Here is an 18030-nt window from a genome sequence, read left to right on the forward strand (position 1 = left end):
GTGTTGCATTCCAGTATGCCCGATGCCGACGAGGATTGCCCAACCAATCGACATCCCCCTGATAGAGGCCAATGGTTTGAACAAAGGCACTTTTTTCTCAAGCGTTGGCAGAGCGTTGCAGAATTAACACCCACACCGTCATCTTTTTGTCAACTGGGGTATAGTAAAAGGGCAGTGTCGCGCAGCGTCCTGGATGCCGGCACATTCACTGCATAGGAGAGTCGATCATGCGTAATGTCGAACGGTTAACCTCCGTAAAGAGTGAACTCCTCGACATCTTCATGAGCATGGAAGTCGCCGAACACGAGAAGCGCTCCCGTAGCGCGGCCCAGCGTAACCTCAGGGCCCGCCGCGGCATCGAGCTGCATCGCGAATTCAAGCGCCTTTCTGAAGACATCGCTGAATTGCCGGAAGACGGCAACGAAGACGAAATGCACTAGCCAGACAGCCTCATCAGATCAGGCAGGCCTGCCACCACCGACGTTCCTGCCTGACGCCAATGAATGGCAACGTCCTCTCTGGGCATGCCATTCCTCATCTTGCCCCGCCACGAGGGCAGGTGATCGGCTCCGCCCTAAAAAATGGGCGTGGCAGCGTCTCCCGCCTACTCACGACGAACCCTGCCCAGCTCAAGCCCTGACTAACCAGCCCTAGCTAAACGCGGCTCGATGCGCTTGCGATGTGTCTTTAGCCCTACAATACACGGCAGGCCAAAGAGATCGGCGAAAACGCCAAGACCCGGCACAAGGCCGGGTCTTGGAAGCACAGAGTCGATCGACGCCACAGCGACGCCGATCTGACGAGCGGCTTACAGGCTCGAGATAAACACCACGATAACGCCGATGGGCGCGATAACCCGGGTGAGTGCCACCCACACCATTTCCTTGCCGCCGGACAGGCCCAGATCTTCTGCGACACCCTCGCGGCTGAGGAACCAGCCAGCGAACACAATGGCGCCAAGACCGGTCAACGGCAGCATGAACTTGCTGGTCAGCTTATCGAGCAGATCGAAAACGCCAAGGCCAAACAGTACCGGCTCGCTCCACAGGTTGAACGACAACAGCGCGGCAATGCCCAGCGCCCAGGCACCGATACCGGCAACGACGGTCGAGGCCGAACGCGACAGGGGCGTACGCTCTTCCACGAATTCCACCACCGGCTCCAGCAGCGAAATGGCCGATGTCAGGGCAGCAAAGGTCAACAGCAGGAAGAACATCAGGCCAAGAATCAAGCCGCCACCCATGTTACCGAAGGCCAGAGGCAAGGTAACGAAGATCAGGCTGGGACCAGAGGCAAGGTCAAGCTCATTGGCGAACACGATGGGGAAGATGGCCAGGCCAGCGCCCAGTGCGATCACGGTATCCATGATAACGACGGTGCGAGCGGTCTTGATCAGATCCACCTTTTCGCCCAGGTAAGAGCCATAGGCAATCATGATGCCCATGCCCAGAGACAGCGTGAAGAAGGCATGCCCCAGAGCTGCCAGCACCACTTCGCCGTTCAGCGCTGACCAATCCGGATTGAACAGGTAGTTGAGCGCTTCGCCAAAGTGGCCAGTGGTCATGCCATAACCCACCAGCACGACCAGCAGCAGCGCCAGCGCGGGCATCAGTACATTGACCGCACCTTCCAGGCCCTTGGTGACGCCCCGCGCCACGATGCCGATCACCAGCAACATGAAGATAGAGTGCCACAGCAGCAGCAGACCAGGACTCGCCAGCATGCCACCGAACAGGGCGCCGATGCCGTCGGCATCCTGACCGCTGAAGTCGCCAGTGACGCTACCCAGGGTGTAGTACAGGGACCAACCGCCGATCACGCTGTAGAACGACAGGATAAGGAAGGCACCGATCACACCGGAGATACCCACCAACGCCCAGATCTTGGGCTGACCGGCCTGCTTGGCCACGCTGGCCATGGCATTGACCGGGTTGCTTTGCCCACGCCGACCGATCATCCACTCGGTCACCAGAATAGGCAGGCCAATCAGGCCAATACACAGAAGGTAGACAAGAACGAAGGCGGCACCGCCACTCTCGCCCACCATGTAAGGAAACTTCCAGATGTTACCGAGACCAACGGCCGAGCCGGTAGCAGCAAGAATGAAGGACAGGCGCGATGACCACTGCGCATGTGTAGTCTTGGACATAAATCACCCTGAGGATACGTGTCGTCATTGATCGATCGGATGCAATGACGGCGTTGTGTTTGTAGTCGCCACGTCCTCGATAGCCCGGGTCACGGTACTACCGATAATCAAGGGGTCTGACGGATGTCAGCAGGATCACTGCCGGCACAACACTCTTCCCCAACGCCGGTTGGGCGCTGGTCGAGACCGTTGGGTTCAGGTGGGTCGTCGTCCGAGGTAAGGCGACGGCCGCCCTGGCCCATGGCAAGTGACGAACAGCCGACCAAACTAGCGTATGACACCAACAAACGCCAGCCAACATTGGTCAAAGCAGCAGATTCTGTCGATCTCCGGGGAAAGCGCAGAGTTCTGGCCACCCCATTTCCCTTGCGATTCTGGCGTAGAGCACTCTAGCCAGTTCTGGGGCCTGACGATTGTCAGCGGTATGCACAAACAGGAAAGGGGTTTTCCCCTGTTTTATCCACAGGCATAGCTGCCGTACCCAGGGCGCGAAATAGTGCTCATTTACGTCCTTGTCAAGATGCCCGATGTAACGAATGACAGGAAAATTTGCTGTGGAGAGCACATGTAGTGGGCGTCTTGGCTTTTCGCGCCTTGCCTGGATCAGCCCGGGATGGTCCATCGGTGGGCCTGAAAACAGCGGCCGCACGTCGAGCATGACGCGATCGACACCATGACTTATCAACAGCGCGTTGATATCCCGTTCAGCGGTCCCCTTGTGGAAAAACTCACTGTGTCGCAGCTCCACCGCGCAGGGGTAGTCGGACGGCCAGTCCTCGAGCGTCTGCGCCAGTGCCGGGATTTCGTCCGGACCGAAGTCTCGCGGTAGCTGGATCATGACGGGCCCAAGCCTGTCCCGAAGAGGCGCCAGCGCCTCCAGGAATGCCTCCACCTCTTGCCCCACCTGCCTGAGTCGCTTGCCGTGGGTCAGTCGCTGGGGCAGCTTGAAGCAGAAACGAAAGCCCGCAGGCGCCTGCCGCGACCAGGCATCTACGGTGTCAGGTCTAGGCGTACCGCTGTAGAAGGTCGTGTTGCCCTCCACCGCATTGAATACTTCGGCGTAGTCTGACAACCATCCGTCGCGACCAGCATGAGGGGCGTAAAGCCCGCCTCGCCAGTCGGGATTCGCCCACATGGGCAAGCCGATATGCAGCGGGCGTTCAGGTGGAGATTCACACAAGGTCTTGCTCTCGCCGAGCCATCAGGGGCGACAGGATACCACCCCGATCTATTATCGTCCGGCGACAGCGCGAGCTCCCTTATCTACCGAGACCGGACGCCATCCGCGATGACGGCTCTTCATGACACCTCTCTCACGGTTGTATGCCCCCCTGGTCTCCGTTGGGTACATCGTGGTGCGCCATCGAGGGTGGAACCTTGCCTAGAAGTCGTACTTGGCAGAGAGCTGCACGCGGTCTAGATCGAAGGTGTCCCCGTCGACCTCATCCAGGTCGTAGCGCTGGTACTCCGCTGACAGAGTGGTATTGGCGAAGGGAGACCACATCAGGTTGAGAAAAACGCTGTCGTAGCTGTCCGTATCATTGCCGCTGCCATGGCTGTCGAGTTCCGTGGCCGAGTAGGCAACGCTTGAGCGCAAGGTGTCGGTCCAGTAGTGCCGATAGATGGCGGACGCCCCCCAGGACTCGACCATCTTGAGCTGTCCATCCTCGACCTTGGCGTTGGGATAGGCACCCAGGGCCATGTAACGCCCCAGGTTGCCGTAGTTGGCCTGGAGCATAAGGTCATCTTTTTCGAACACCGGGAAACGCCCGGTCAGGCTATAACCGGCCCCCCAGCGACTGTCGTCATCCTCGGCATCGTCCAGGCTGAAGCGTCGGACGACGGTGGCAGCAGAGACATGTCCCCAGTCCTGATCCACGTTGACTCGGGCCACCATATCCGGGGTGTCCTGGTCGTCGTCGCCATCCTCAGGGTTCTCCACCGCGAACTGCAGATTGCCCCAGTCCAGCGGGTAGGTGTAACGGAGCTGAGGCTGTCGCACAAAGATGGAGCCCGTATGGGTACTGAAGGCGTCCAGCTCCCCGAGTCCCTTCACGTCCATGAAGGTCGACCAGGTCTGGCCGGCCAGCCAGTTTCCCCAGCTCAAGTAAGCGTGCCGCAACCTGGGGGCGTAGGAGTTGGACACAAATTCGTTGGCTTCATCGTCGGCACCGTAGAAGTCCATCTCGATGAAGGTGTTCATGGTATCGCCCCCCACCGGCGTGGAGGTGCCGATATTGAAGCGCGTTTCACGTGCACTGAGGCTGACCCGATTGTCCTTGTCATCATCGGTGGCACGCAACAGCCCCGCCGTCACCGTCTCGTTGGCCTTGCCGTCGCTCAGACCGTTGTCGGAGAAGGCCGCCTGGGCCTTGATATAACCACCGATGGCCACCGTCGTCTCGCCCACCAGAAAGTCGCCGTCGTCGGTGCGCCTGACCACGCTGTCGCTGACCTCGGCCACCTCATGCTGCATATGGGTCTGTTGGCTGATCAGGCTGTCGATCTGGGCCTGCTGCTGCTCGACCAGCGCCATCGCCGCCTGTTGCTGCTGTTTCAGCAGTTCGATCTGGGCCTTTAGCTCGTTGAGTTCCTGCATGGTGGTCTGGGCAACGGCCTTCATAGGCACCATGGCGAGCACAGGAACGCCGGTCAGCATGGCAGCCGAGAGCACCACAGGAGAGAGCATGACAGGGGAGCGTAAGGGGCCGCTGGAGCATCGTCTGATCATCGCCAGTCCTCGGTCGTTATCGTTATAGGCTCAGGAGATGGGCTTCACCGCTACCGGCCAACATCACAAGCGCTTGATAAGCGACTATAGGAACGAAGATGCATCCATGGTGTTTGATTATGTGCTCAATAAGGCTAAGCACATAATGGCATCTATTGGCACACTAGAGAGGATTTTATCCCTATTTTCAGGGAACTAGCCTTACGTCAAAGACACATTTTCTGCACTGCAGCAGTTCGCAATGCACGCCATTGCACACATATCGAAGAGTGTTGTGCAGTGGATGCGAAACGTTAACGGCCTCTCCAAGCGACGGCGCCGAACACTGAGTGTTCGGCGCCGTCGCTTGTCTATGGTAGAGAACCACTCTTGTGGCTTACCGCAGGCCCCGTGGCTATTCCACGGTCACGGACTTGGCCAGGTTGCGGGGCTGATCCACATCGGTGCCCTTGAGTACCGCCACGTGGTAGGACAGCAGCTGCAGTGGCAGGGTGTAGAGGATCGGCGCCAAGGCATCGTGCACATGGGGCAGATGCAGGACGCGGATACCGTCACTTTCATGTAGACCCACGTTCTCGTCAGCGAAGACATACAGCTCTCCGCCCCTTGCCCTGACTTCCTGCAAGTTGGACTTGAGCTTGTCGAGCAGCTCGTCGTTGGGGGCCACCGAGATCACCGGCATGTCGCTGTCCACCAGTGCCAACGGGCCATGCTTGAGCTCGCCCGCCGGATAGGCCTCGGCGTGAATGTAGGAGATTTCCTTGAGCTTGAGCGCACCTTCCTGGGCGATGGGAAAGTGGGCACCACGGCCCAGGAACAGCGCATGATGCTTTTCGGCAAAGGCCATGGACATGGCCTCGATGTCCCGGTCGAGACCCAGTACCTGGCTGCACAGGGTGGGCAGCGAACGCAGGGCATCGACGATCTCGGCCTGCTCGCCCTCGTCCATGCCACGCACCCGTCCCAGCGCCAGCGCAAACAGCATCAGCGCCGTCAGCTGGGTGGTGAAGGCCTTGGTAGAGGCCACGCCGATCTCGGGACCCGCCTGGGTCATCAGGGTCAGGTCGGCCTCGCGTACCAGCGAACTCCCCGGCACGTTACAGATCCCCAGGCTACCCAGGTAGTTCTGCTGCTGCATGGCAAAGCGCATGGCGGCCAGGGTATCCGCCGTCTCACCCGACTGGGAGAGCGTCACGAACAGGGTGCCTTGGGGAACCACTACCTGACGGTAGCGATACTCGGACGCCACCTCCACCTGCACGGGCACATTGGTGTAGCGCTCCAGCCAGTACCGCGCCACCATTCCCGCATGGTAGCTGGTACCACAGGCCACGATGTGAATCTGGCGAACGTCCTTGAACAGGCGCTCGGCATCGGGACCGAAGCTTTCCACCAGCACGCTGCGATCCCCCAGACGCCCTTCCAGAGCGGCGGCGATCACCTCCGGCTGCTCGTGAATCTCCTTGAGCATGAAGTGACGGTAGGCGCCCTTGCTGGCCGCTCCATCACCGTGCTCGAAGGTGTGGATCTCACGCTGAACCGCAACGCCGTCGGCATCAAACAGCTCAATCTGACCGTCACCCGACAGCCTGACCACATCTCCCTCGAGCAGGTAGATGAAGCGATCGGTGACGGGCAACAGCGCCAGCGGATCAGAGGCCAGGAACGCCTCGTCGATACCGACCCCCACCACCAGAGGGCTGCCCTTGCGTGCCCCCACCACGACCCCCGGCTCATCCACCGCCATGACCGCCAGCGCGTAAGCACCATCCAGCCCGGCGACAACCCGCTGAAACGCACTCAGCAGATTGCCGTCGCGGCGCGACTCGCGCTCCAGCAGATGGGCGATGACTTCGGTGTCAGTCTCGGATTCGAACTGATAGCCCTGATCGCTGAGCTCTTGGCGCAGCGACTCATGGTTCTCGATGATGCCGTTATGCACCACCGCCAGGCGGTCCCGGGACTGGTGAGGATGTGCGTTGGGCTCGCTGGGACGGCCGTGGGTCGCCCAGCGGGTGTGGGCGATGCCACTGTGACCGGGCAAGCCCGTCGCCTGCAGGCGTTCTTCCAGGGCCGCTACCTTGCCCACGGCACGTTGACGATCGAGGCTACCCATGGGGCTTCGCACCGCCATCCCGGCGCTATCGTAGCCGCGGTACTCGAGGCGCTTGAGTCCCTCGAGCAAGATATTCTGTACGTTGCGCTGGGCAACCGCGGCGACGATACCACACATAGGGGTCACTCCTTGAAAAACATCATGATTTACATCAGCTACGCATCAGGGCACGGACACCCTCACTCATCGTCCTTGGACGGCCGCGGCCAGTTGGCCTTGGCAATCTGACGTGCCCTGGTCACCGCCAGGCTGTGATCGGCCACGTCTCGGCTGATGGTCGAACCAGCGCCTACCGTTGCCCCCTCACCGACACTGACCGGCGCCACCAGCGCTGAATTGGAACCGATAAAGGCGGCATCGCCGATCTCGGTACGATGCTTGTTGGCACCGTCATAGTTGCAGGTAATGGTACCTGCACCGATATTCACCTCACGGCCCAGGCGAGCGTCGCCCACATAACTCAAGTGGTTGATCTTGCTGCCTTCTCCGACCTCGGCATTCTTGGTCTCGACGAAGTTGCCCACCTTGGCCTTGACCGCCAGTCGCGAGCCAGGACGCAGCCGGGCGAAGGGGCCGACCTGATTGAGTCCCGCCAATACGGCGCCATCAATGATGCTATGCGCCTCAATCACGCTTTCGGCACCAATGTGACTGTTACGAATTACCGTGTAGGGTCCAATCCGCACGCCTTCGCCCAGCTCAACCTCGCCTTCGAACACGCAGCCTACGTCAATAAAGACATCGTGACCGCAGCTCAGACGCCCACGCACATCGAGTCGTGCAGGGTCGGCCAGGGCCACACCACTGGCCATCAATGACTCGGCGATGCTGTGCTGGTGGGCACGCTCGAGCCGGGCCATCTGAGACCGGTTGTTGACGCCTTCCACCTCGATCGGACGCGACGGCTGAGCGGTAGCAACGCGGACACCCTCGGCAGCCGCCATGGCAATCACATCGGTGAGGTAGTACTCACCCTGTGCATTGTCGGAGGACAGCTCGGGCAGCCAGCGCTTCAACTGCGCACTGGTCATGGCCATGATGCCGGTGTTGCACTCACGGATCGCAAGTTGCTCGTCGTTGGCATCCTTCTGCTCGACGATGGCCACGACATTGTCCTGCTCATCGCGCACGATGCGTCCGTAGCCGCTGGGATCTTCCAGAGTGACCGTCAAAAGGCCCATGCTGTGATCATTCACCTGGGTGAGCAATGACGTCAGCGTATCGCGACGAATCAGCGGCACATCGCCATACAGCACCAGGACCTTGCCATCTCCCAGTTGTCCCAGCGCCTGGGCCACGGCATGTCCGGTCCCTTTCTGTTCCGCCTGATGGGCGAATCCCACTCCTGTATCGGCCAGCGCCTCGCGCACCCGCTCACCGCCGTGTCCGATGACCACGTGGGTACGCTGTGCGCCAAGTCCCGACGCAGTGTCCACCACGTGACGCACCATCGGCTTTCCAGCCAGGGTATGCAGTACCTTGGGCAGGCTGGAGCGCATGCGGGTGCCTTGTCCGGCGGCCAGAATCACCACATCGAGGCTCATTGTGACTCCTTGTCGTGTAGAGGAGAGAAAAAGATCCGGACGGACCAGAACGCCATGACCTTGACCAGCAGGGACCGCTGCCCTTGAGACAGCATAGTCTGGTCAGCGCCAGGTCGCGCCTTCTTGCGAACAGTGTTTCTATTCTAGCGGGATGTCGTCCTGGGACACTACCTTGAGACCAAGCTTGTCGACGACATCACTGCCAAACCGCTCGACGAAGGCGGGACTGACCCAGCTCTCCCATCCCTCGCCTTGACGTACCAGCATGACGACCGGCAGCTCCGCGGCAATCGCCGCCTGCATGCCCTCCCGCTCGCCCATCACGCTGATGGCGGTGGCCCAGGCATCTGCCCAGGCGTTGGAGGGATGCACCACGCTGACCGACGCCAGGCGATGGGTGATCGGACGTCCAGTGCGCGGATCGATGGTGTGGGAATAGCGCTTGCCATCCACCTCGAAGTAATGGCGATAGTCGCCTGAGGTGGCTACCGAGATATCGTCCAGACCGACCACATGCTGTGCCTTGGGAGTGCCGTTCTCGGGTACCTCGATACCGATGCGCCATAGGCCATCACCACCGTCACGGTGGCCTTTCACCTTGACCTCGCCGCCCAGGTTGACCAGGTAGTTGGCAATGCCCTGGCGGTCGAGAAACGCCGCCACTTCATCCGTGGCAAACCCCTTGGCGACGCCGGAAAGGTCCACATAGACGTCGCGCAGGCGTCTGGCCTGGGCAGTGTCGGTATCAATCTCGAGGGCATCCATGCCAACTTCGGCCAGGCGCTGCTGCAGCACCGCCTCATCGGGAATCTGTTCGGGTTCGGCTTCAGGACCGAAACTCCACAAATTGACCAGACTGCCGACGGTCACATCGAACGCACCGTGACTTTGCTGGCTGACCGACTGGCTGATGGCCAGGACCTCCATGAACTCGTCGGAGATCGGCTGCCACTGAGCCAACGGGGCCTGATTGAAGGCACTGAGCTCGGAGTCATCCCGCCAGGTCGACATGGAAGCATCGACATCGTGCATTTCGTCGAGCACGCCCTGCTCGATCTCTTCCAGCTGCTGTTCGGTCAGCGGATCCGCCACGGTGATCTGGTAAAAGGTGCCAAAGATGTCGCCTTCCAGGGTCACCGCCGACGTGGTGGTGTCGGGCTCATCGCTGCAACCGATCAACAGTGATGCAAGCACAGGCAAAAGCCAGCAACGTCGCACAGTCTTGGCGCTGATCATGGGGGCCTCCTTGAGCATCAACCAAACAGCCAGATCAGCGCGATGCCCAGCAGCACGCGATAGACGACGAAAGGCTGCATGCCGATACGCTTGATGAATGACAAAAAGAAGTGGATGCACAGATAGGCGCTGACGCCGGACAGCAAGGTGCCTATCGCCAGATCTCCCCAGTGCACATCGATACCGGACTGCAGCAGCTCACAGGCTTCCAGCCCGCCAGCCAGGATGATGACCGGAATCGACAGCAAGAAGGAAAAGCGTGCCGCGGCCTCTCTGCCCATGCCAAGCAACAGCGCTACGGTAATGGTAATGCCGGAACGCGAGGTACCCGGGATCAGCGCCAACGCCTGACCGATGCCAATCCACAGGGCGTCTTTCCAGCTCAGCTGATATTCACTGCGGGACCCACGGAAGCGCCAGTCAGCCAGACCCAGCAACAGACCAAAGGCGATCAAACCGAATGCCAGCACCATGGGGGAGCGCGCGTACTGTTCAATGATGTCCTTGAACAGGAGGCCTGCCACGCCGACGGGAATCGTGGCAAGGATGACCCACCAGGCGAGCTTGCCGTCCTGATCGGTGCCACGGCCAGCGACACTTCTGCACCAGCTCACGATCATGCGCTGGATGTCATCGCGAAAGTAGATGAGTACGGCCGCCAGACTCCCCAGATGCAGGGCGACATCAAAGGCCAATCCTTGATCGGGCCAATCGCTGAACACCGGAACCAGAATCAAGTGAGCGGAGCTGGAGACGGGGAGGAACTCTGAAATTCCCTGAACCAGGGAAAGTACAACTATCTGTAGCCAATCCATCGGATAACCCGTAAGCATGAAAGGGTGACAGGCAAACGCGTGCAAGAGCATACACGCCGCCGCGCCGGATGTCCGCCCAGAGCCTTGAAGCGGAGCCCACGGGCAGCGTTTTCCCCACCTGGGTCAACCACCGACAACCTACCGTGCTGTTGGCGCGTCACCACCGTTCACACGCTGGAAGATGAGGCAGAGCTCCCGGCAAGAGGGCCATCAAGAGCCTGTCAGTATCAGGGCGGCAATCGAGAAGTAGATGACCACACCGGAGGCATCGATCAAGGTGGTCACCAGCGGAGCAGAGGCCGTCGCTGGATCCCAGCCCAGGCGGTCCAGCACAAACGGCAGGCACATGCCCAGTAGGCTGCCAAACAGCACGATGCAGATCATGCTGATGGCGACCACCATGGCAACCGCCTCACCGCCCCGCATCACGCCGATGGGGGCCACCGCCAGCGCCATGGTCAGACCGAGCGATCCCGCGACCAGCAACTCTCGCCCCAGCAGCTTGCCCCAGTCCTTGATCCCCACATCGCCGGTCGCCATGCCACGTACCATCAAGGTGGCGGCCTGGGCACCGGCATTCCCGCCACTGCCAATTAGCAGCGGCAGAAAAAACACCAGGGTCACCTGAGCCGCGATGGTGTCCTCGAAATGGGCGATACCAGCGCCAGAAAACAGGTTACCGAACACCAACAGCACCAGCCAGGTGACCCGCTTGCGATAGAGGCTCCACAACGGCACTCGCGAAACCCCACCCTCCAGCTGGCCGATGGACATCCCCTTGTGGATATCCTCGGTGGCCTCGGACTCGACCACATCCAGCGCGTCGTCGTGGGTCACGATACCCACCAGCCGCACGTCGCCATCAATCACCGGCAGGGCCAGCAGGTCGTAGCGTGCCACCACCCGCGCGACCTCCTCCTGCTCGGCATCCACATTGATGCTGATGACGTCACGTATCATCAGTTCATCGATGGTCGCCTGGGGCCTTGCCACCATCAGCTGACGCAACGACATGGTGCCTGCCAGACGCCCCTGTTCATCCACTACGTACAGCTGATACACGGTTTCCGCGTCGGGGGCGGTCTGGCGCACCCTCATCATGGCTCTAGAGACCGTGAGTCCCATCGGGATCGCCACATAATCCGCGGTCATCAGCGCACCAGCGGTGCCTTCTTCGTAGCTCGCAAGGCGCTTCAACGCTTCCCGCTCACGCCTGGCCATGCGGCGCAGCAGCGCCTCCTTGCGGTCGTCTCCCAGCACCTTGAACAGATCGGCTCGCTCATCGGACCCCATCTTGTCGAGGATGCGCGACAACCAGGCATCCTCTACCCGCCCCGCCATTTCATCCTGGGCATCGTTCGGCAGGTGTCCAAAAACGCTGGCCTGGCGCTCCATGGGCAGGCTCTTGAGCAGCGCCAAGGCGCTATCCACCTGGGCCTCATCTTCCAGCATCTGCTCGAGGATATCCGCCAGATCAGCCGACCGTACCTGAGGCAAGCGGGCGTCCAGCGCCTCACTGTCACCTTGCGCCAGGGCCGCCAACAGGGCCTGCTGGTGCTGCATCAAGGAAGCAGTCAATGTCATGGGCGTCTCCTTGGGCGTGACAGAAAGAGGCCTTAATGTGGCGCTGCGACGTGCCGTGCGGCCTATGCGCAGACCCGGGGCGTGGCAACATGCTTCAACCAGCGTGCTCGGTGGCAAGGGCAGTGACATGATCGGCGACACGGCCGTCTTGGAGGACTCGCCATGCTGTCAGCACCTGCCGGGAGGCATGCTGCCCCAGAGCATTAAACGAAAGTCGATATGATGCCACGCTCTCGTGACAAAAGCGCTCCAGCAACGCAGATCTACCGGCACGGATCATGAGCAAGGACTGCGCATAAGCCGTCTCGTCGCCCTTCGTGCCCTGCTCCGGCAGCCACCCTGGCGGCGACCACCTTACCCAGCAAAAAAACGCCCCCCGAGTGGAGACCACTCGGGGGGCGGGGGCTTGCTTGCCGGGGCGCGAGCGGTTAGCTCTTGCCAGCCTTGCGACGCAGCTGCTGGATGGTACGCAGCTGAGCCATGGCCTCGGAAAGCTCCGCTGCGGCACGGGTGTAATCCATTTCCGCAGACTTGTCTTCCATGGCCTTCAGGGCCTGCTTGCGCGCCTCCTCGGCGGACGCCTCATCCAGATCGGATGCGCGAACCGCTGTATCAGCCAGCACGATCACCTTCTCGGGCTGCACTTCGATAAAACCGCCGGAGACGTAGTAGTTCTCCTCGCGGCCTTCGTTGAGCACGCGCACGGGACCAGGTGCCAACTCGGTCAGCAGCGGCGTGTGGCCGGCCAGGATACCAAGATCCCCCAGGATGCCAGCCGCCACCACCTGCTCGGCGCTACCGGAGTAGACCGAGCCTTCGGCACTGACGATCTCGCATTGGATGGTTTTCGTCATGATGACGTCTCCCGGTTAGAGGGATTACTTCATCTGGTTGGCTTTCTCGACGGCCTCGTCGATGGTGCCGACCATGTAGAAGGCCTGCTCGGGCAGCTCGTCGTACTCGCCGTCAAGGATGCCCTGGAAGCCACGAATGGTTTCCTTCAGGGACACGTACTTGCCCGGGGAGCCGGTGAAGACCTCAGCAACGAAGAACGGCTGCGACAGGAAGCGCTGAATCTTACGCGCCCGTGCCACGATCTGCTTGTCTTCGTCGGACAGCTCGTCCATCCCCAGGATGGCGATGATGTCCTTGAGCTCCTTGTAACGCTGGAGCACGCCCTGCACACCGCGAGCCACGTTGTAGTGCTCGTCGCCCACGACCAGCGGATCGAGCTGGCGAGAGGTGGAGTCCAGCGGGTCGATGGCCGGGTAGATACCCAGCTCGGCGATGGAGCGCGCCAGTACGACCGTGGCATCCAGGTGCGAGAAGGTGGTGGCCGGAGACGGATCGGTCAAGTCATCCGCAGGCACGTAGACGGCCTGGACGGAGGTGATGGAGCCCGTCTTGGTGGAGGTGATACGCTCCTGCAGAACGCCCATCTCCTCGGCCAGCGTCGGCTGATAACCCACCGCAGACGGCATACGGCCGAGCAGTGCGGATACTTCAGTACCGGCCAGGGTGTAACGATAGATGTTGTCGACGAACAGCAGAACGTCACGACCTTCGTCACGGAACTTCTCGGCGATGGTCAGACCGGTCAGCGCGACGCGCAGACGGTTGCCGGGCGGCTCGTTCATCTGGCCATAGACCAGTGCCACCTTGTCGAGAACGTTGGATTCCTGCATCTCGTGATAGAAGTCGTTACCTTCACGAGTACGCTCACCAACACCGGCAAACACGGAGTAACCGCTGTGCTCGGTGGCGATGTTACGAATCAGTTCCATCATGTTGACGGTCTTGCCGACACCGGCACCGCCGAACAGACCGACCTTACCGCCCTTGGCAAACGGACACACCAGGTCGATGACCTTGATGCCCGTCTCGAGCAGTTCGTTGGTCGCTGCCTGGTCCGCATAGCCCGGAGCTCCGCGGTGGATCGGCATACGTTCCTGCTCGCCGATGTCACCCGCTTCATCGATCGGCTCGCCCAGCACGTTCATGATCCGGCCCAGAGTTTCCTGGCCCACCGGAACAGAAATAGCCGCACCGGTGTTCTCGGTGTTCATGCCGCGCTTGAGCCCTTCGGTAGAGCCCATGGCGATGCAGCGCACCACGCCGTCACCCAGCTGCTGCTGGACTTCGAGGATGGTTTCCTTGTCGGAGACCTTCAGCGCGTCGTAGACCTTGGGCACGTCGTCCCGCGGAAACTCTACGTCAATCACCGCGCCGATGATTTGTACGATACGTCCGCTCATCTTGGTTCCTCTCTAAAACCTGCAAATGAAACCTGCATACCTTTAAACAGCGGCGGCACCGCCAACGATCTCGGAGATTTCCTGGGTAATGGCCGCCTGACGGGCCTTGTTGTACACCAGCTCCAGATCATCGATGAGGTTGCCCGCGTTGTCGGTCGCGCTCTTCATGGCAACCATGCGTGCCGCCTGCTCGCACGCTGTGTTCTCGACCACTGCCTGATACACCTGCGCTTCCACGTAGCGCACGAGCAGGCTGTCGAGCAGCGCCTTGGCATCCGGCTCATACAGGTAGTCCCAACTGTTGGGACGTTTGTTCTCGTCGTCATCCTCGACCTTGGCGGTGTCCTCGGTCAGCGGAAGCAGCTGACGGACGACCGGCTTCTGGGTCATGGTGTTGACGAATTCGTTGTGCACGACGTAAAGACGATCCAGATTGCCTGCATCGTAGGCATCCAGCATCACCTTCACGCTACCGATCAGATCATCAAGACTCGGCGACTCGCCGAGGCCGCTCTTGGCCGCAACCAGACTTCCACCGTACTTGCGGAAGAAGCTGCTGGCCTTGCTGCCAAGGGCACAGAAGTCGAGCTCAGCGCCCTTCTCGTGCCATGCCTGGGCATCCTTGACCGTCGCCTTGAACAGGTTGACGTTCAAGCCGCCGCAGAGACCGCGATCGCTGGAGACGACGATGTAACCGACGCGCTTGGCCTCACGCTCTTCCATCCACGGATGCTTGTACTCCGGGTTGGCCTGGGCGAGATGACCCACCACGTAACGGATCTGTTCGGCATAAGGCTTGCTTGCCGACATCCGTTCCTGGGTCTTGCGCATCTTCGACGCCGCCACCATCTGCATCGCATTGGTGATCTTCTGCGTGTTCTTGATGCTCGCAATCTGCGTGCGAATCTCTTTTCCGACTGCCATGGCGATCTACCCTTGTTCGGTGACCCTCAGAATCCTGTTCGACCAGCTGGCCCGCCGTCAGGCGGGCCAGAGGGCGCTTACCAGCTCTGAGCAGACTTGAACTTCTGGAGACCTTGCTTCAGGCCGTCCTTGATCTCGTCGTTGTAGTCGCCGGACTCGTTGATCTTGTCGATCAAGGCGCCATGCTCGGACTTCATGTACTCATGCAGCGCATGCTCGAAGTCCAGCACCTTGTTGACGTCGACGTCATCGAGGAAGCCCTCGTTGGCGGCAAACAGAGAGATGGCCATCTCGGCAACCGACATCGGCGAGTACTGCTTCTGCTTCATCAGCTCGGTAACGCGCTGACCGTGCTCGAGCTGCTTGCGGGTCGCTTCGTCCAGGTCGGAGGCGAACTGGGAGAAGGCCGCGAGCTCGCGGTACTGGGCCAACGCCAGACGGACGCTGCCGCCGAGCTTCTTGATGATCTTGGTCTGAGCAGAACCACCCACACGAGATACCGACAGACCAGCGTTGATGGCCGGACGGATACCCGAGTTGAACAGGTCGGTCTCGAGGAAGATCTGACCGTCGGTGATGGAGATCACGTTGGTCGGAACGAACGCAGACACGTCACCGGCCTGGGTCTCGATGATCGGCAGAGCGGTCAGCGAGCCCGTCTTGCCCTTCACTTCACCATTGGTGAACTTCTCGACATAGTCGGCGTTCACGCGAGCGGCACGCTCGAGCAGGCGAGAGTGGAGGTAGAAGACGTCACCAGGGAAGGCTTCACGGCCCGGCGGACGACGCAGCAGCAGAGACACCTGGCGGTACGCCACGGCCTGCTTGGACAGGTCATCATAGACGATCAGGGCATCTTCGCCGCGGTCACGGAAGTACTCACCCATGGTGCAGCCGGAGTAGGCGGCCAGGAACTGCATCGGGGCCGGGTCGGCGGCGCCGGCAGCAACCACGATGGTGTGCTCCATGGCGCCGTGCTCTTCGAGCTTGCGCACCACGTTGGCGATGGTCGACTGCTTCTGACCGATAGCCACGTAGACACAGGTAACACCAGTGCCTTTCTGGTTGATGATGGCATCGATGGCGATCGCCGACTTACCAATCTGGCGGTCACCGATGATCAGCTCACGCTGACCACGGCCGATCGGCACCATGGCGTCGATGGACTTGAAACCGGTCTGGATCGGCTCGTCAACGGACTGACGAGTGATGACGCCAGGCGCGACCTTCTCGACCGCGTCGGTTTCCTTGGTGCCCAGGTCGCCCTTGCCGTCGATGGGGTTACCGAGGGCGTCGACCACGCGACCACGCAGCTCGGGGCCCACCGGCACCTCGAGGATGCGGCCGGTGCACTGGGCAGTCATGCCCTCTTCCAGCTGCAGGTAATCACCCAGGACCACGGCACCGACATTGTCGCGCTCGAGGTTCAGGGTCATCCCGAAGATGCCGCCGGGGAATTCGATCATCTCACCGAACATTGCGTCGGCGAGGCCGTGAATCTGCACGATACCGTCAGACACGCTGACGATCGTACCCTGATTACGGGCTTCGGATGCGACGTCAAGCTTCTCAATGCGCTGCTTGATGATGTCGCTGATCTCGGAAGGATTCAGTTGCTGCATGCCATGTCCCTCAGACTCAGGCGGAAAGGGCTTCCTGGAGGCGGTTCAATCGACCGCGTACCGAACCGTCAATGACGGTGTCGCCGGCACGCAGGATCACGCCGCCCAGGAGCGTCTTGTCCACCTGAGTGGTAATGGAGATTTCGCGGTTCAGACGCTTGGCCAGTGCACTCGCGAGCGATTGTTCCTGGGCTTCGGCCAGCGGAAAGGCAGAGACAATCTCCACCTCGACCCGCTTTTCCTGCTGGGCCTTGAGCACCTCGAACTGCTCGGCGATGGCGCCGAGCGCCGTCAGGCGACCCTTTTGGCCGACCAGACGAACGAAGTTCTTGAGGTCGTCATTGACGGCGTCACCACAGACGTCGACGACAACATCAGCCTTCTGTGCGCTGGACAGCTTGGGGTTGCCGAGCACTCGGCCGCGCATGTCGTCATCGCTGACGACCTGCGCGACGCGGGCCAGCATGCCGGACCAGTCCTCGAGCGCGTCCTTGGCCACGGCGTGCTCAAAGGCAGCCTTGGCGTATGGGCGAGCGATAGTTGACGTTTCCGCCATGGGGCACCTCCTCAGAGCTCTTTGGCGAGTTTGTCGACGATGGCAGCGTGCTGCTTCTCGTCGATGGAGGACTCCAGAATTCGCTCAGCGCCCAGCACCGCCAGGCGTGACACTTGTGCGCGCAGATCTTCTTTCGCGCGTGCCACTTCCTGCTCGATTTCAGACTTGGCCTTGGCAATCATGCGCTCGCCTTCGAGGCGGGCGTCTTCGCGTGCCTGTTCGAGCTTCTGGTTGGCCTGTTTCTGGGCCTGTTCCAGGATCTCGGCCGCCTCTTGCTTGCTCTTGCGCAGAGTCTCGTCGGCCTCTTTCTCGGCCACTTCGAGATCCCGCGCCGCACGGCTGGCAGCATCCAGGCCATCGGCGATCTTCTTCTGGCGTTCCTGCAGAGCTTGCATGACCGGCGGCCAAATAAACTTCATGCAGAACCAGACGAAGAACGCAAAGGCGATAGCCTGGCCGACTAGGGTAAGGTTCAGGTTCACGCCAGCACCTCTCGCG

15 protein-coding genes are annotated in these 18030 nt (G+C 60.8%); 1 reads left to right on the forward strand and 14 read right to left on the reverse strand.

The annotated features are described in order from the left end of the window. The first annotated feature begins 227 nt into the window (after positions 1 to 227). Entirely contained in the window at positions 228 to 440 is a 213-nt protein-coding gene (locus tag KUV41_RS17560; RefSeq protein ID WP_206942048.1) for a PA3496 family putative envelope integrity protein, read from the forward strand. A gap of 368 nt (positions 441 to 808) precedes the next feature. On the opposite strand, the gene KUV41_RS17565 is transcribed toward KUV41_RS17560, so the two are convergent. From KUV41_RS17565 to KUV41_RS17630, 14 genes are all read right to left on the reverse strand, one after another. Beyond that, positions 809 to 2149 carry a sodium-dependent transporter gene (locus tag KUV41_RS17565; protein WP_222486898.1) on the reverse strand — a complete coding sequence of 447 codons (1341 nt, stop codon included), beginning with the start codon at positions 2147 to 2149 and terminating at the stop codon, positions 809 to 811. 304 nt (positions 2150 to 2453) lie between these two features. Beyond that, positions 2454 to 3284: a DUF72 domain-containing protein gene (locus tag KUV41_RS17570; RefSeq protein ID WP_222487008.1), complete on the reverse strand. Its 831-nt coding sequence runs from the start codon at positions 3282 to 3284 to the stop codon at positions 2454 to 2456. Positions 3285 to 3530: 246 nt separating this feature from the next. Beyond that, the gene (locus KUV41_RS17575; RefSeq protein WP_206942052.1) at positions 3531 to 4880 is read right to left on the reverse strand and encodes a DcaP family trimeric outer membrane transporter; all 1350 of its coding nucleotides are present in this window, start codon (positions 4878 to 4880) and stop codon (positions 3531 to 3533) included. A gap of 394 nt (positions 4881 to 5274) precedes the next feature. Continuing rightward, on the reverse strand, positions 5275 to 7113 hold the full coding sequence (gene glmS / locus KUV41_RS17580; protein WP_222486899.1) for a glutamine--fructose-6-phosphate transaminase (isomerizing): 1839 nt from the start codon (positions 7111 to 7113) through the stop codon (positions 5275 to 5277). 62 nt (positions 7114 to 7175) lie between these two features. Next, a complete protein-coding gene (glmU, locus tag KUV41_RS17585; protein WP_222162279.1) occupies positions 7176 to 8540 on the reverse strand; it encodes a bifunctional UDP-N-acetylglucosamine diphosphorylase/glucosamine-1-phosphate N-acetyltransferase GlmU in 1365 nt (454 codons plus the stop codon). A gap of 138 nt (positions 8541 to 8678) precedes the next feature. Further along, on the reverse strand, positions 8679 to 9776 hold the full coding sequence (locus KUV41_RS17590) for an FAD:protein FMN transferase (RefSeq protein ID WP_206942056.1): 1098 nt from the start codon (positions 9774 to 9776) through the stop codon (positions 8679 to 8681). A 17-nt stretch (positions 9777 to 9793) separates the two neighbouring features. Continuing rightward, entirely contained in the window at positions 9794 to 10591 is a 798-nt protein-coding gene (locus KUV41_RS17595; protein WP_222484210.1) for an undecaprenyl-diphosphate phosphatase, read from the reverse strand. Between the two features lie 210 nt (positions 10592 to 10801). Then, positions 10802 to 12175 carry a magnesium transporter gene (gene mgtE / locus KUV41_RS17600; protein WP_222486900.1) on the reverse strand — a complete coding sequence of 458 codons (1374 nt, stop codon included), beginning with the start codon at positions 12173 to 12175 and terminating at the stop codon, positions 10802 to 10804. A 428-nt stretch (positions 12176 to 12603) separates the two neighbouring features. Further along, positions 12604 to 13029, reverse strand: coding sequence for a F0F1 ATP synthase subunit epsilon (locus KUV41_RS17605; RefSeq protein WP_206942059.1), 426 nt, complete (start codon positions 13027 to 13029; stop codon positions 12604 to 12606). Positions 13030 to 13053: 24 nt separating this feature from the next. Next, positions 13054 to 14430: a F0F1 ATP synthase subunit beta gene (gene atpD / locus KUV41_RS17610; RefSeq protein WP_206942060.1), complete on the reverse strand. Its 1377-nt coding sequence runs from the start codon at positions 14428 to 14430 to the stop codon at positions 13054 to 13056. Positions 14431 to 14472: 42 nt separating this feature from the next. Beyond that, positions 14473 to 15354, reverse strand: a complete 882-nt coding sequence (gene atpG, locus KUV41_RS17615) for a F0F1 ATP synthase subunit gamma (protein WP_206942061.1) — start codon at positions 15352 to 15354, stop codon at positions 14473 to 14475. A gap of 77 nt (positions 15355 to 15431) precedes the next feature. Further along, positions 15432 to 16976 carry a F0F1 ATP synthase subunit alpha gene (gene atpA, locus KUV41_RS17620; protein ID WP_222486901.1) on the reverse strand — a complete coding sequence of 515 codons (1545 nt, stop codon included), beginning with the start codon at positions 16974 to 16976 and terminating at the stop codon, positions 15432 to 15434. A 16-nt stretch (positions 16977 to 16992) separates the two neighbouring features. Further along, complete coding sequence (locus KUV41_RS17625; protein WP_206942064.1) at positions 16993 to 17532, reverse strand: F0F1 ATP synthase subunit delta; 540 nt, start codon at positions 17530 to 17532, stop codon at positions 16993 to 16995. Positions 17533 to 17543: 11 nt separating this feature from the next. Beyond that, positions 17544 to 18014 (reverse strand): F0F1 ATP synthase subunit B, encoded by a 471-nt coding sequence (locus KUV41_RS17630; protein WP_045992711.1) that lies wholly within the window; start codon positions 18012 to 18014, stop codon positions 17544 to 17546. Positions 18015 to 18030: the final 16 nt, after the last annotated feature.

This window comes from Halomonas sp. DP8Y7-1 (assembly GCF_019801685.1).
Taxonomy (GTDB): Bacteria; Pseudomonadota; Gammaproteobacteria; order Pseudomonadales; family Halomonadaceae; genus Halomonas; species Halomonas litopenaei_A.

Coding starts and splice junctions, on each gene's coding strand:
- atpA (WP_222486901.1), bottom strand. CDS start 16,976: ATGCAGCAACTGAATCCTTCCGAGATCAGCGACATCATCAAGCAGCGC.
- KUV41_RS17560 (WP_206942048.1), top strand. CDS start 228: ATGCGTAATGTCGAACGGTTAACCTCCGTAAAGAGTGAACTCCTCGAC.
- KUV41_RS17565 (WP_222486898.1), bottom strand. CDS start 2,149: ATGTCCAAGACTACACATGCGCAGTGGTCATCGCGCCTGTCCTTCATT.
- KUV41_RS17575 (WP_206942052.1), bottom strand. CDS start 4,880: ATGATCAGACGATGCTCCAGCGGCCCCTTACGCTCCCCTGTCATGCTC.
- atpG (WP_206942061.1), bottom strand. CDS start 15,354: ATGGCAGTCGGAAAAGAGATTCGCACGCAGATTGCGAGCATCAAGAAC.
- KUV41_RS17605 (WP_206942059.1), bottom strand. CDS start 13,029: ATGACGAAAACCATCCAATGCGAGATCGTCAGTGCCGAAGGCTCGGTC.
- glmS (WP_222486899.1), bottom strand. CDS start 7,113: ATGTGTGGTATCGTCGCCGCGGTTGCCCAGCGCAACGTACAGAATATC.
- glmU (WP_222162279.1), bottom strand. CDS start 8,540: ATGAGCCTCGATGTGGTGATTCTGGCCGCCGGACAAGGCACCCGCATG.
- mgtE (WP_222486900.1), bottom strand. CDS start 12,175: ATGACATTGACTGCTTCCTTGATGCAGCACCAGCAGGCCCTGTTGGCG.
- KUV41_RS17590 (WP_206942056.1), bottom strand. CDS start 9,776: ATGATCAGCGCCAAGACTGTGCGACGTTGCTGGCTTTTGCCTGTGCTT.
- atpD (WP_206942060.1), bottom strand. CDS start 14,430: ATGAGCGGACGTATCGTACAAATCATCGGCGCGGTGATTGACGTAGAG.
- KUV41_RS17595 (WP_222484210.1), bottom strand. CDS start 10,591: ATGGATTGGCTACAGATAGTTGTACTTTCCCTGGTTCAGGGAATTTCA.
- KUV41_RS17570 (WP_222487008.1), bottom strand. CDS start 3,284: ATGTGGGCGAATCCCGACTGGCGAGGCGGGCTTTACGCCCCTCATGCT.
- KUV41_RS17625 (WP_206942064.1), bottom strand. CDS start 17,532: ATGGCGGAAACGTCAACTATCGCTCGCCCATACGCCAAGGCTGCCTTT.